This window comes from Pseudescherichia sp. (genome assembly GCF_031998825.1).
Classification (GTDB): domain Bacteria; phylum Pseudomonadota; class Gammaproteobacteria; order Enterobacterales; family Enterobacteriaceae; genus Pseudescherichia.
Genome location: NZ_DAMACX010000001.1, coordinates 158,639 through 171,246 on the forward strand (window position 1 = coordinate 158,639; position 12,608 = coordinate 171,246).

Sequence of the window (12,608 nt, forward strand, 5' to 3'; positions counted from 1 at the left end):
ATCCTTAAGGGTAAATTATGGTTTCAACACATATCGGTTTCCCGACTGAAACAGTCATCGTATTTATTGCGTTGTCGGTCGGTGCCATCTTTATTGACTTGTTCATGCACCGCGGTGACAAGCCTATCTCCCTGAAGAGTGCCGCTCTCTGGTCTCTATTCTGGGTTGCGGTTGCGATGGCATTTGCCGGTTTCCTTTATATCCACCACGGGGCCGAAGTGGCCAGCCTGTTCGTTACGGGCTACGCCCTGGAAAAAGTACTGTCAGTCGATAACCTGTTCGTCATGATGGCCATCTTCTCCTGGTTTGCTGTGCCGGATCGTTACCGCCACCGGGTGCTTTACTGGGGCATCATCGGCGCAATTGTCTTCAGGGGCATCTTTGTTGCCATCGGGACAAGTCTGCTGAGCCTTGGACCCTATGTGGAAGTCGTGTTCGCCATCGTCGTAGCCTGGACTGCGGTCATGATGCTCAAAAGTGGTGATGATGATGACGAGATTGAAGACTACTCCCAGCACCTGGCGTATCGCATGGTAAAACGTTTCTTTCCTATCTGGCCGAAGCTGAGAGGTAACTCTTTCCTGCTGAATCAGAAGGAAGTGGATGAGGAACTGACGAAACCAGAGAACAGTGATGTGACCATCGGACGTGGAAAAAAAGCGGCCCTGTATGCAACCCCGCTGATGCTGTGTGTGGCCGTGGTTGAACTCTCTGATGTGATGTTTGCCTTTGACTCCGTTCCGGCAATCATCGCAGTCAGCCGTGAGCCTTTAATCGTCTACAGCGCCATGATGTTTGCTATCCTGGGCCTGCGTACTCTCTATTTTGTACTGGAAGCGCTGAAACAATACCTGGTTCATCTGGAGAAAGCCGTTATTGTCCTGCTGTTCTTCATTGCAGTAAAACTGGGCCTCAATGCCACCGATCATATCTGGCACCATGGATACAACATTGCCGCGACTACCAGCCTTTATGTTGTTCTGGGTGTGCTGGCACTGGGTATTCTTGCCAGCATCATGTTCCCAGGCAAATCAGAAGCAGAGGAAAAGGAGAGCTGATCTCCTGACGTATTAATTTAAACCCATTACTAATCGAAGAGGTTTTTTTATGAGTGTTTCTCTTTCTAAAGGCGGGAACGTCTCCCTGAGCAAAGCAGCTCCGTCAATGAAAAATGTCCTGGTTGGCCTTGGCTGGGATGCCCGCTCTACCGATGGTCAGGACTTCGACCTTGATGCCTCTGCATTTCTGTTGGCTGCAAATGGCAAGGTACGCGGTGATGCCGACTTCATTTTTTACAACAACCTGACCTCCTCTGACGGTTCTGTAACCCATACTGGCGATAACCGTACCGGTGAAGGCGATGGTGATGATGAATCCCTGAAGATCAAACTGGATACCGTGCCATCTGATGTCGATAAAATCATCTTCGTTGTCACTATACATGACGCTCAGGCCCGTCGTCAGAGCTTCGGTCAGGTATCCGGTGCGTTCATCCGTCTGGTTAATGACGATAACCAGACCGAGGTGGCTCGCTACGATCTGACTGAAGATGCTTCCACTGAGACCGCCATGCTGTTTGGGGAACTGTATCGCCATAACGGCGAATGGAAGTTCCGTGCTGTCGGCCAGGGTTATGCAGGTGGTCTGGGATCAGTGTGTGCCCAGTACGGCATCAATGCATCCTGACAGAAAAGTAACTTTTAACGCCCGGGGCTGTTTCGGCTGCCCAACCTCAATTGTAAGCAGGAGCTAAAAATGGCAGTTTCTCTCGTAAAAGGCGGTAACGTATCTCTGACTAAAGAAGCACCAACCATGAATGTTGCGATGGTTGGGCTTGGCTGGGATGCACGTGTAACTGACGGTCAGGGATTTGACCTCGATGCGTCTGTCTTCGCCGTGGGTGAGGACGGCAAGGTATTGTCTGATAACCATTTCATTTTCTTCAACAACAAAGTTAGCCCTGATGGAGCCGTTGAGCACCAGGGTGACAACCGTACCGGTGAAGGGGATGGTGATGACGAGCAGGTCAAAATTGATCTGTCCAAAGTCTCTGCTGATGTTAAAAAGCTGGTATTTGCTGTGACCATTTACGATGCCGAAACCCGTAAGCAGAACTTCGGCATGGTAAGCAACAGCTTTATGCGCGTTTATAACAATGACAACGGCACCGAAATCGCTCGTTTTGATCTGTCTGAAGATGCATCAACCGAAACCGCTATGGTATTTGGTGAACTGTACCGCCACGGTGCTGAATGGAAATTCAAGGCAGTGGGTCAGGGCTTTGCTGGTGGACTGTCCGCACTGGCATCCCAGCATGGCGTGAACGTCTGATAATAAAAAAATAATTTCAACCCCGGCCATGATGCCGGGGTTTTTTATAGGGTTTTTGACATGGCAAAGAAAAAAGACGATGGTTCAATGGGGTTGCTACTTGTCGTTGTAGCATTTTTGATATTTTTGCCTTTTCTGGCATTTTCTTTTCACCGTTACCGTAAACTAAAAAAAACCTTTAATGCTATTCCTAATATACAGCGGGTATTTGATGTTGGCATGCTTTACAGCACTATAGGGAATGCAATAGGTTCAGTAATGGTAGTCGCGTTTTTATTCATTGGGCTAAGTCTGGTTTCTCAGAAAAATGCGAGTCCTGATTTTGCACATGAGATGAGTTTGTTCCTGCTGTTTAGTTTTCCGGTCATCATGTTCTGGCCATTAAAGAAGATGGCAGAAAGAGTAGCTGTTGAGTATTTTGGTATTATTTTTAATGACAATGACAACACCTTATTACTTCCGGCTGATATTGATAACATGAGTTTTGGCGAAAAATTGCGGCTAAGATTTCTAAGCACTCTCGGAGAACAGGACCGAATTGAAATTGGTAAAATTACAAACATAACGCGTGAAAAAGGTATCAGTTTTTACATTCACGGAGATTTCGGCTCGAGAAAAATCGCTTTTACCAACAAACAAAAACGCGATGAATGTATTTCTGCACTTCAGGCCCGTACCCGTGTCAGGGGCGGAAGAGATTACGGCTATTAATTAAGGACCAAAAATGCAGCTACAGGCTGGTCAGAACATCCCTTTACAGGTATCCGGTATCACTCTTAACCTGAACTATCCTGCACACAATGGGTTTAATAGCAATCCCGATACCTGTGTTTTCATGCTCAATAACCAGGGTAAGGTCAGTGGAGATGATGACTTCATTTTTTATAACAACCTGTCATCACCTGAAGGAGCTGTAAAACTCATAACCGGGCATCAACAATCCGTGGTCAGTATCGAACTGGAACGCGTCCCGCCCCCCATACATAAAATTGCTGTCACGGTTGTCATCGATGGCAACGAGACCATCAGCAGGCTTGAAATGCTGACCATCCACGCTCAGGGCATCGCAGAATTTACGGTAGACACACACGGACGTAGCGAAAAAGCCATCATCATGGCCGAGGTATACCGTCATAACGGAGCGTGGAAACTACGGACTCTGGGACAGGGCTTTGATGGTGGGCTTGAGCCTCTGGCTGTGAGTTTTGGTGTGGACGTCGCTCAGCCTGCGCCACAGCCAGCGGTTTCCACACGGGTCAGCCTTGAGAAAAAACTTGAGAGTAAATCTCCACGGCTCATTAGCCTTGCGAAAAAGGCAACCGTAAGCCTGACCAAACACAAGCTTGACACACTTGAGGCCAGCGTAGGGTTTGTTCTCGATGCTTCAGGATCGATGAAAGGTCAGTTTAAAAAAGGACACGTACAGTCAGTACTTGACCGTATCGCTGTGCTTGCAGTTCAGTTCGATGATGATGGCGAAATGGATGTTTGGGGCTTTGCCGAACGCCATAAAAAATATGGCAACGTGACGCTGGATAATCTGGACGATTATATTGCTACAATCCAAGGGGTAGGTAAGCGTTCTGCATGGGAGATACTCCCGGGACTGGGTGGTACCAATAACGAGCCACCTGTGATGGAGGAGATTGTTGAATACTACCGAAACAGCAGGACTCCGGTATTTATTGTCTTCATTACGGATGGGGGGATCAGCAAAACAAAGGCTATTAAGGATGCCATACGCAGATCGGCAGACTACCCTATATTCTGGAAGTTTGTCGGACTCGGCGGTTCAAATTACGGTATCCTCAAAAACCTTGATGACTTTGTAGATCGTCGTGTAGATAACACCCATTTCTTTGCAATGGATGATTTCTCTACGGTCAGTGATGAAAAACTCTACGATAATTTACTGGAAGAGTTCAGACCTTGGGTAGATGAAGCCAAAAAATTGAACCTTCTTTAACAGAAGCGCCCTTAGGGGCGCTTTTTAACGAAGTTATTTTATAATATCATTGCGGAAAGGTTCGAAAGGCCGGTTCTTCCTGAGCCAGACCGGATGGAAATGACGCCAGTAGGCATCACTGGCCGCAGCCAACATTTCATAGTCGCCCCGTGAATCTCCCCATGCTCTCAAATGATAATCACTGAGTGAGCCATAGACTGATTCGAGCCGTTTTATCTTATGAATACACCGGCAGTTATGGTCGGTTATACGGCCCGTGAGCACGCCATCCTTGCTCTCCAGCTGCGTGCCAATTAACTTAATCCCGAGCTTATCGGCAAAGGGCTGAAGCACCAGCACTGGCGACGCAGAGCACAGTGTAACCTCAGCCCCGGTAGATATTTCTTTGGCAACTGCGAGTAAACCATTTGGGCGCATTAATCTGTCCCAGTATTGAGTGCAGTATGCAACCGCTTTGTCCTGTACCCATTTCTCCTCAATCCCGGAGAGGAACGTGGTGATCAGGACTTCTTTGAGTTCATCCCGCGTCAGCTTGCGACGGAAACAACGAAGCGTAGGGATAACCAGTTGCAAAATTTTCCTGGTGAACAGCCTCTGGCCGAATGCAAACTTCAAAAAGGGAATGAAGCTGTCTCGTCGGGTGAGGGTTCCGTCAAAATCAAAAACAGAGAGAACCTTTTTCTCCATGCCGTTTAAAGTGGTCATATGCTATCGCCAGTTTAATGTAGAAGTAATGGCATTCTACCACTTGCTTCTATGTATGCATAAACGACCAGTAACCATAATGCTATCAATGGCATAATGTTATTATCTTTCATCGACTTGTAATAGAATTGCTATCATTCGACACTAGTACGGTAAAAAAAAACGGGAGCCAGTCGGTTCCCGTTTTTTTATTACCCATGACAACCCGGTCTGCAACAGCGTCAAAACCAGTTGTACTTAGAAGAGAGTGTCAGAAAGAGACCCGCTGCGGCTAACACATTCAGCAAGACTACCGTTCTGCTTGATACATTCATTGTTGCGTCCTTTCGGTTAAGTGACGGGGAGTTTAAACCAATTCAATGAAGTAAAAACTACCAAAAATAGTGTATGCCAAACGACAAAGATTTCACGATGATTGCCGGGCATTTACAATGAGAGAAGTATAGACGGCGATCGTCTGACGTAAAGCATGATTTAGGCATCTTTTACATAACCATGGAGAAACCCCGTGACCATTTATGACTCCCTGCTGGCGTTTACGCTGGCCGCCGCGCTGCTTACCCTGACGCCAGGGCTGGATACCGCTCTGGTATTGCGCACCGCCTCGGTGGAGAGCCGGGCGCAGGCGTTTAAAGTGGCGTTGGGGATCAATGCCGGGTGCTTTATCTGGGGAGCGATGGTGGCATTTGGTCTCGGGGCGCTGATTGCAGTCTCTGAACTGGCCTATTCGATTCTAAAATACTGCGGTGCGGCCTACCTTTGCTGGCTGGGAGTAAACATGCTGCTGAGCCGCGGAGGTGGGTTAACCGCAGCGGCAGAGGGTGATGCGCCAAAAGCAAAGCAGAGCGGGTTTATGAAGGGGCTGCTGGGTAATCTGTTAAACCCTAAAATGGGCGTTTTTTACGTCTCCTTCTTACCGCAGTTTATTCCCCATGGTCAGCCGTTAATCGCCTGGACCTTTGGGCTGGTGGCTATCCATGTGGTGCTGGGCCAGACATGGTCAACGGTGCTCATTTTGGCGACGCGTCCGCTGGGCCGCTTCCTGAAACGCAGCGCGGTAATGCGCTGGATGGATCGCACGACCGGCACGCTGTTTATTCTCTTTGCCGCTAAACTCGCCCTGAGTAAACGCTAACAGGCTCCACGGCGCAGCAGGCCAGGTAGCTTATCCATTGCGCTGCCCTTTGCCAGCCAGGCCGGGATCTCCGCGGCGGGGATCGGCCTGGAGAAGTAGTACCCCTGCGCCTCGTCGCAGCCATACTCTTTCAGCATTATGGCGGTTTGCCGATCTTCAATCCCCTCCGCCAGCACCAGATAGTTCAGATCCTTCAGCATCATGATGACGTTGCGGGCGATAATTCGGCTATCGGAGTCGGAAACAATCTGGCTGATGAGCGACCGGTCGAGCTTGATAATGTCGATGGGAATGCGTCGAAGATAGCTGATATTGCTGTAGCCCGCGCCAAAATCATCCAGCAGGATTTTAAAACCCTTCTTTTTCAGCTCGCCAAGCTCGTACAGCGCTTCGTCGCTTTCCAGTACTTTCTCGGTCTCCAGACATTCGATGCGCAGATCCGCTACGGTGAGTCCGGCGCGAATAATCTTCTTCTCCAGCTCGTCAGCAAAACCCTGACGCGAGAAGTCGCTCACCGTGACGTTTATCGAAATAGGCAGGCCAATCCCGGCTTTACGCCAGGCCTGAAGCTGGGCAATCACGGTTTTGATTACCCAGTGGGTAATATCCGTCATCAGGCTGGTCTTCTCCGCAAGCTGAACGATGGTTGATGGAGGCACGTTGCCCTGCACAGGATGATGCCAGCGAAGCAGCGCCTCACAGCCTTCAGTCAGCCCGGTGTGCAGAGATATCTTTGGCTGGTAGACCATATAGAGCTGATCCTGCGCTTTAATCGCCTCGCTAAGATCGTGCAGCAGACGGAAGTGATTATTGCGCTTCTGATCAAGAATAGGATCGAATGCCAGAACAGGAATTTGTTCGCGCATCGCCTCGTGCAGGGCACTGATACCCTGGCGCAGGATCTCATGTGGATCGTTATCCTGAGGTATGAAATTGACGTAGCCAGTATGGATCTTGAGTTGAATATCAATATCGCCGCGGATCTGCGCCTCGATAGCTGGCAGGTCTGCTGCCTTTTGCACCAGCGTTTCTGCGATAACGGCGTCGACCAGCACGGCATAACGCCCTGGCGCAAAGGCAAACAGGGTCATCCGCGAGGGCAGCTTCAGGCGCAGACGCAGCAGCGGGCCAAACCCGCGCAGCATCTTCTCTACCTCCGGCACGCCAAGGTAGCGTGCCAGCTCATAGGCGCGGGGCATATCAATACAGTCGAAAAGAATGAGCGACCAGCACTTTTCGTTATTATCCAGCACCAGCTTCTCTATCTCTTTCAACAGGAACTGGCGGTTGGGTAGTCCGGTCAAGCCATCGATGCGGCCCAGCGAGTACCAGGCTTCCAGATAGGTGCTGGCAAGAGCGGCAACGCGTAGGAAGTTTTCAATCTGCTCAGGCGTAGGCGCGACGGGTTGTACATGGCTGACGCACAGCGTACCCAGCACAAATCCCTCTTTGGTTTGCAGAGGTGCAGCGGCGTAGAAGATAACCTGCCTTCCGGTAACCAGGGCGTGATTGGCAAAGCGGCTATCGGTACGGGTATCGTAGCAGATCACCGGTTCAGCGCTGGCGACGGCATACTGGCACATCGTTTCGGGGATGGGTGATTTTCGTTGCAGCCGGGAGATGTTCTTTACATATTTAATATATTGATACTGGTCGTCAAAAATAGTGACGAAGCATCCGCTAACGCCCATTATATCGCTGGCCAGACTCGCAAATTTGCCAAGGGCGGTGTCCCTCGCTTTATCATGCTTGCGTAAGAGCGCAAGCGCCGCCAGTCTTTTTGCTTCTTGTTGGTTGAGTCCGCTGAACATGTATGAGCTCCTGCCCAGGTTACGATCTTAAATATTCAAATTCCGTACTGACGCAATATTATTTTTAACACTAAATTAACATCTCATCCATGCGCGACTGTTTTTTTAAAGTATAGCCAACGTCAAACGGGTAAAAACGCATTAGCAATGAGAGAAAGAGGTACATAATATATCGTCTGTTTGCAGAAAGCGGGCAGACGATATAAAGGAAGAGGATAAACGAAGGGAAGTTACCACCAGCCCAGCTGCGTGCCGGCAACGACAACGATCGCCACGATCAGCATAATAACGGTTGTTTTTTTCACGCCTTGCTCCTGAGGGTCGGTTAAATAATGAATCAACACGACGATACGGTAAATTATTAATCCAGACGAATGATAGGGCCTTTTTGCCGGATCTTCTTCTCCTGATACATGGCAACATCGGCCATGCGCAGGGCAGTATCTGCGTCGGTTTGCATCGGGTCAACCTCTACGATACCGATACTGGCACCGGGATAATAAATACGTAGATCCCCAAGGGTGTAATCCCCGGTAATATGCTCGCTCAGGCGCGCCTTTAACTCGCTAAGATAGACCTCGTTGCTTTTCCCGCGTGCGCTGCCCGGACAGGCAAGCATAAACTCGTCGCCGCCCAATCTGCCAGCCATATCGTTGTCGTTGCATTGCCGCATGATCCGCTGACCTACCTGAACAAGGAACAGATCGCCCACGTCATGACCAAAGCTATCGTTGATTGACTTAAAGTTATCAAGATCGATAAAGGCGATGATCACCGGCACGTCCAGATGACGCGCCAGCGAGAAGAGGGTTGTGAGGTTATCAAATATTGCCCGCCGGTTAGGCAGGCCGGTGAGGGCGTCGGTATAGGAGTGGGAGATGAGCGCCGCGTTGGCCTCTCGCAGCTGCGCCACCAGCGACTCCTTCTGGATCGCCTGCGAAATCAACCCGGCAAAGAGCTGCAGGACCTGATTTGCCCGCACGCTTAGCGCATGGGTTTCGGCGCTGGCAGCACAAAGCGTGCCGTACAGCGTCCCATCGGCCAGATGTACCGGTGTGCTGAGATAGGTTGTGATGCCCAATGCGCGAGCCGGCCCACAGTCGCTCCAGTGTTCCGTTACGTCATTGCTGAAAAAGCACTCTTCATCCAGGGCACGCTTGCAGAGCGTATCTCCCCAGGGCACCGAGAGTCCTTCCGGGATATGCATCTGCTTGCTGTTACGGGCATAGAGAATATGCTGCAGGCGGGTATCAACATCGATTTTGGTCAGGTAGGTTGACTCCATCTCGGTTACCAGCTCAAGCATCTCCAGCAGCTGGCGGACCAGGCTTTCAACGGTTTGTTCACTTGAGAGCGTTTCCGAGACGCGAGCCAGAATAATATCTGACATGACTATCTTTTACTCCGGTATAAGGCAAAAACCCCTTATACGTTATGGTGAATATTTGGACTATGTGTACAGTAAAACATGAAAAGCAGCAGATTCATATATCATGTTTTCTCATCTGCAAGAAATCATCAGCGGTTTTGATCGCAGGCATGAATTACTGTCGTGACAACGACATGACTCTCGGAGTAAAATTTCACTTAGGAATTATCCTAACCGCAAATTCTATTTTTCTGTGAACGAGAGAGCTATGTTTCAGTTAAAACCGGGCAGCCTGGCAATGATTATTGGCGCACAAACTCCAGCTGGACGCCGCAATATTGGTAAATCCGTGGAGCTGTTTGCGCTATGCCAGCCGGGAGAACGTTTCCTGAACCCGGTTAACGGCGTGATGACCGATATGCCGGCGACCGCTCCCCGTGCGCTATGGCTGGTGACAGGGGACGTTGTGGCCTTTGACGGGCAGCCTGGTTTTGCGTTCGTGCGTGCCGAGCATCTGATGCCGCTTCTGCCTGATTCACTGCCGGAAGAGGTCGATGCCCGCGAGTGGTGCTAACCTGCATCGCGTGCGTTGATCCAGGCCACCAGCGCGGGCAGCTCCTGCTCTGAAAATACCGTAATGCCATGCCTGGCCAGCAGCGCTGCTGCCACGCCCATGCCTGGCTGGCGCTGACCGCGAAAGCTACCGTCGTAGATAGCGCGGCTGCCGCAGGTGGGGCTACCGTCGGTTAACAGCGCGGCGCGGCAGTCTGCCTCCTGTGCTGTACGCAGTGCCAGCCAGGCGGCCAGCTGATAGTGTTCGGTCACGTCCGTACCGTCACTCTCCCTGATGCGGGCCGCGCCCTGCATCACGTCCATCCCGTTACCGCCGCTAATTTCCGCCGGCAGTCGGGGCACCGGCAGTCCGGCAGCAAGCTCAGGACAGTGGATCACTAGCCGTCCCTCCCGTTGCCAGCGTGCCAGGGTCTCCTCTATCGCCTGCTTTTCACTGCCGTTATAGCGTACCTTAAAGCCCATCAGGCAGGCGCTTACGAGGATCTTCGTTTTCATGGTTTCAGAGAGGGCGAGGGGAGAATCGTCACAGGGTAATACAGTGGTATGAGAAAAGCTGTAATTCGCCGCCCACCTATTTTAAGGTATTGTGATACCAGTAAAAGATCGGTAGTCTGAGGTTCCTTATGTTATCCGTAATTTGCTCCTGACATAAGGACTCCTGCATGGAACACACTCCTCCGAAAGAAACGCTGCGCATTGCCCTCGTTGGCGACTATAACCCTGACGTTATTGCGCATCAGGCTATCCCTCTGGCTATTGATGACGCCGCCGCCGTGCAGGAACTTACTGCCGACTATGACTGGCTGGCAACCGATGAGATCGCCAGCGCAGACGATTTAGTGGGCTATGACGCCATCTGGGTGGTGCCTGCCAGCCCCTACAAAAGTGCGGAAGGGGCGCTTACGGCCATTCGCTACGCTCGGGAAAACGGCGTGCCGTTTCTCGGCACCTGCGGTGGGTTTCAGCATGCGCTAATCGAATATGCCCGCAACGTAATGGGCTGGGACGATGCGGCTCATGCTGAAACCGACAGCGCAGGCCGAATGGTGGTGACGCCGCTAGCCTGCTCGCTGGTGGAGCAAACCGGCACGATCGAGCTGCGTGCCAATACCCTGATTGCCCGCGCCTACGGCAAAGATGCCATTGATGAGGGCTATCATTGCAGCTATGGCATTTCGCCGGCGTTTGCCGCCGAGCTGGATAAGACCGATCTTCGGGTCACCGGCTGGGATGAAGAGGGCGAAGTACGTGCCGTTGAGCTGATCACGCACCCGTTCTTTGTTGCAACCCTGTTCCAGCACGAGCGCGCGGCGCTGAGCGGACGCCCGGCTCCGCTGGTTCATGCTCTGCTGCGCGTCGCCAGTAACTAACTGTGGGTTTACCGGGCGTCGATCTCGCGGTCGCGTCCGGCAAAGACGCCAAACGCGGCCATCACCACCGCGAGCAGGGCGCAGGCGATAAGCGGAATATGCCAGTCACCGCTGGCGTCGTGGATCTTACCCATCAGCGGGGGGCCAAACGCCGCCAGCAGATAACCCACCGACTGGGCCATGCCGGAGAGGGCCGCAGCCTGATGCGCCGAGCTGGCACGCAGGCCAATAAAGGTCAGACCGAGGATCATTGTTGCCCCCGAGCCGAAGCCAAAAATGACCGTCCACAACACCGCATGGGTGGGAACCAGCCACAGTCCGGCGGCGCTAACGGCGCACATCAGCGCCACCAGAGCGGCGATGCTGCGCTGATCGCGCAGGCGGTGCAGGATCAGCGGGATGGCAATGCCCGGCGCGGCGGTTGCCAGCTGGAGCAGGCCATGCAGGGAACCCGCCTGGGTTTCGCTGTAGCCCAGGCTTAGCAGGATCGCCGGCAGCCAGCCGATAATCACATAGTAAATCAGCGAGTTGATGCCTAAGAAAAGCGTAACCTGCCAGGCCAGGGCCGATCGCCAGATCCCTCGGTTTTGCAGGCTGCCTGCCTGGGTCAGGCTACTCGTTGCCCGACGACCGGTCTGGGGCAGCCACAGCAGCAGGGCGAGAAGCGGGAAAGCCATTAGCATCAGCAGCGCCCCCCGCCAGCCAAACCCGTGCAGCGCCAGAGGAACAACCAGCGCCGACCCCAGCGCCGCAGCAGCCCCCATGGTCAGCGAATAGGCCCCGGTTAGCTTTGCAACCTGGCCGGGAAAGTCGCGTTTAATCAGGCCGGGCAGCAGCACGTTACCCAGCGCAATCCCGCAGCCAATAGCCGCCGTACCGATAAACAGCAGCGCTGAGGACGGCAGCGAGCGCAGGGCGATGCCCGCGCAGATGAGGATCAGCGCCGTGGCGAGGCTGCGCTCCATGCCAAAGCGGCGAGCAGCACCGGCCGCCAGCGGGGAGATAAGAGCAAAGGCCAGCAGCGGCAGGGTCGTCAGCAGTCCGGTTTGCGCCGTGGTTAGGCCGTAGTCGGCGCGGATGGCATCCAGCAGCGGGGCGGCACCGGTAAAGGTGACCCGCAGAGTCGTGGCAATCATTAAGATCCCGGCAATCAGCAGCAGCCCCTGCTTGCGACCGGAGGAGGTCTGGCTAGTCATTGTTTTCTCAGGTTGAATACGTTGCCGATAGGATAACGCTTTTTCGCTGCGATGAAAGTAACGGAAAGCGCCTGCCTCTATAGCCTTATTCTGTTTATGGATATGTAATGCACTTTTTGATATTTGTCTGACGCCAAAGCTTATGTGAACGT

Annotated in this window: 14 protein-coding genes; 8 read left to right on the forward strand and 6 right to left on the reverse strand. The window is 52.3% G+C overall.

Annotation, left to right across the window (positions count from 1 at the left end):
• Window positions 1-17 precede the first annotated feature (17 nt).
• The 5 genes from terC to RTP97_RS00855 all read left to right on the forward strand — a co-directional run bounded on the left by terC (window position 18) and on the right by RTP97_RS00855 (window position 4,297).
• Entirely contained in the window at window positions 18-1,058 is a 1,041-nt protein-coding gene (gene terC / locus RTP97_RS00835) for a tellurium resistance membrane protein TerC (protein WP_312409960.1), read from the forward strand.
• A 49-nt stretch (window positions 1,059-1,107) separates the two neighbouring features.
• Window positions 1,108-1,686 carry a tellurium resistance membrane protein TerD gene (terD, locus tag RTP97_RS00840; RefSeq protein ID WP_312409963.1) on the forward strand — a complete coding sequence of 193 codons (579 nt, stop codon included), beginning with the start codon at window positions 1,108-1,110 and terminating at the stop codon, window positions 1,684-1,686.
• A 69-nt stretch (window positions 1,687-1,755) separates the two neighbouring features.
• The gene (locus tag RTP97_RS00845) at window positions 1,756-2,331 is read left to right on the forward strand and encodes a TerD family protein (RefSeq protein ID WP_312175999.1); all 576 of its coding nucleotides are present in this window, start codon (window positions 1,756-1,758) and stop codon (window positions 2,329-2,331) included.
• Window positions 2,332-2,391: 60 nt separating this feature from the next.
• Window positions 2,392-3,042 carry a hypothetical protein gene (locus tag RTP97_RS00850; protein ID WP_312409966.1) on the forward strand — a complete coding sequence of 217 codons (651 nt, stop codon included), beginning with the start codon at window positions 2,392-2,394 and terminating at the stop codon, window positions 3,040-3,042.
• A gap of 13 nt (window positions 3,043-3,055) precedes the next feature.
• Window positions 3,056-4,297, forward strand: a complete 1,242-nt coding sequence (locus RTP97_RS00855) for a VWA domain-containing protein (RefSeq protein WP_312409969.1) — start codon at window positions 3,056-3,058, stop codon at window positions 4,295-4,297.
• Window positions 4,298-4,330: 33 nt separating this feature from the next.
• On the opposite strand, the gene RTP97_RS00860 is transcribed toward RTP97_RS00855, so the two are convergent.
• The gene (locus tag RTP97_RS00860) at window positions 4,331-5,002 is read right to left on the reverse strand and encodes an HAD family hydrolase (RefSeq protein ID WP_312409971.1); all 672 of its coding nucleotides are present in this window, start codon (window positions 5,000-5,002) and stop codon (window positions 4,331-4,333) included.
• A gap of 221 nt (window positions 5,003-5,223) precedes the next feature.
• A complete protein-coding gene (yncL, locus tag RTP97_RS00865; protein ID WP_103821162.1) occupies window positions 5,224-5,316 on the reverse strand; it encodes a stress response membrane protein YncL in 93 nt (30 codons plus the stop codon).
• Window positions 5,317-5,510: 194 nt separating this feature from the next.
• On the opposite strand from yncL, the gene RTP97_RS00870 reads away from it, so the two are divergent.
• Window positions 5,511-6,137 (forward strand): LysE family translocator, encoded by a 627-nt coding sequence (locus tag RTP97_RS00870; RefSeq protein WP_312409974.1) that lies wholly within the window; start codon window positions 5,511-5,513, stop codon window positions 6,135-6,137.
• On the opposite strand, the gene RTP97_RS00875 is transcribed toward RTP97_RS00870, so the two are convergent.
• Window positions 6,134-7,948 (reverse strand): sensor domain-containing phosphodiesterase, encoded by a 1,815-nt coding sequence (locus RTP97_RS00875; protein ID WP_312409976.1) that lies wholly within the window; start codon window positions 7,946-7,948, stop codon window positions 6,134-6,136. The genes RTP97_RS00870 and RTP97_RS00875 overlap by 4 nt on opposite strands.
• A 361-nt stretch (window positions 7,949-8,309) precedes the next feature.
• Window positions 8,310-9,338, reverse strand: coding sequence for a sensor domain-containing diguanylate cyclase (locus tag RTP97_RS00880; protein ID WP_312409978.1), 1,029 nt, complete (start codon window positions 9,336-9,338; stop codon window positions 8,310-8,312).
• Window positions 9,339-9,585: 247 nt separating this feature from the next.
• Between RTP97_RS00880 and RTP97_RS00885 the strand changes: the two genes are divergently transcribed.
• A complete protein-coding gene (locus RTP97_RS00885; RefSeq protein ID WP_312409981.1) occupies window positions 9,586-9,891 on the forward strand; it encodes a hypothetical protein in 306 nt (101 codons plus the stop codon).
• Here the strand turns inward: RTP97_RS00885 and RTP97_RS00890 are convergent.
• On the reverse strand, window positions 9,888-10,385 hold the full coding sequence (locus RTP97_RS00890; RefSeq protein WP_312409984.1) for a DUF523 domain-containing protein: 498 nt from the start codon (window positions 10,383-10,385) through the stop codon (window positions 9,888-9,890). The genes RTP97_RS00885 and RTP97_RS00890 overlap by 4 nt on opposite strands.
• A 167-nt stretch (window positions 10,386-10,552) precedes the next feature.
• Between RTP97_RS00890 and RTP97_RS00895 the strand changes: the two genes are divergently transcribed.
• Window positions 10,553-11,260: a CTP synthase gene (locus RTP97_RS00895; RefSeq protein ID WP_312409987.1), complete on the forward strand. Its 708-nt coding sequence runs from the start codon at window positions 10,553-10,555 to the stop codon at window positions 11,258-11,260.
• 8 nt (window positions 11,261-11,268) lie between these two features.
• On the opposite strand, the gene RTP97_RS00900 is transcribed toward RTP97_RS00895, so the two are convergent.
• Window positions 11,269-12,456: a CynX/NimT family MFS transporter gene (locus RTP97_RS00900; protein WP_312409989.1), complete on the reverse strand. Its 1,188-nt coding sequence runs from the start codon at window positions 12,454-12,456 to the stop codon at window positions 11,269-11,271.
• Window positions 12,457-12,608 lie beyond the last annotated feature (152 nt).

What these genes read in the sequence shown, in the direction of transcription:
- RTP97_RS00855 (WP_312409969.1), top strand. Translation starts at nt 3,056, where the DNA reads ATGCAGCTACAGGCTGGTCAGAACATCCCTTTACAGGTATCCGGTATC.
- RTP97_RS00875 (WP_312409976.1), bottom strand. Translation starts at nt 7,948, where the DNA reads ATGTTCAGCGGACTCAACCAACAAGAAGCAAAAAGACTGGCGGCGCTT.
- RTP97_RS00850 (WP_312409966.1), top strand. Translation starts at nt 2,392, where the DNA reads ATGGCAAAGAAAAAAGACGATGGTTCAATGGGGTTGCTACTTGTCGTT.
- yncL (WP_103821162.1), bottom strand. Translation starts at nt 5,316, where the DNA reads ATGAATGTATCAAGCAGAACGGTAGTCTTGCTGAATGTGTTAGCCGCA.
- RTP97_RS00895 (WP_312409987.1), top strand. Translation starts at nt 10,553, where the DNA reads ATGGAACACACTCCTCCGAAAGAAACGCTGCGCATTGCCCTCGTTGGC.
- RTP97_RS00845 (WP_312175999.1), top strand. Translation starts at nt 1,756, where the DNA reads ATGGCAGTTTCTCTCGTAAAAGGCGGTAACGTATCTCTGACTAAAGAA.
- RTP97_RS00885 (WP_312409981.1), top strand. Translation starts at nt 9,586, where the DNA reads ATGTTTCAGTTAAAACCGGGCAGCCTGGCAATGATTATTGGCGCACAA.
- RTP97_RS00890 (WP_312409984.1), bottom strand. Translation starts at nt 10,385, where the DNA reads ATGAAAACGAAGATCCTCGTAAGCGCCTGCCTGATGGGCTTTAAGGTA.
- RTP97_RS00860 (WP_312409971.1), bottom strand. Translation starts at nt 5,002, where the DNA reads ATGACCACTTTAAACGGCATGGAGAAAAAGGTTCTCTCTGTTTTTGAT.
- RTP97_RS00900 (WP_312409989.1), bottom strand. Translation starts at nt 12,456, where the DNA reads ATGACTAGCCAGACCTCCTCCGGTCGCAAGCAGGGGCTGCTGCTGATT.
- RTP97_RS00880 (WP_312409978.1), bottom strand. Translation starts at nt 9,338, where the DNA reads ATGTCAGATATTATTCTGGCTCGCGTCTCGGAAACGCTCTCAAGTGAA.
- terC (WP_312409960.1), top strand. Translation starts at nt 18, where the DNA reads ATGGTTTCAACACATATCGGTTTCCCGACTGAAACAGTCATCGTATTT.
- terD (WP_312409963.1), top strand. Translation starts at nt 1,108, where the DNA reads ATGAGTGTTTCTCTTTCTAAAGGCGGGAACGTCTCCCTGAGCAAAGCA.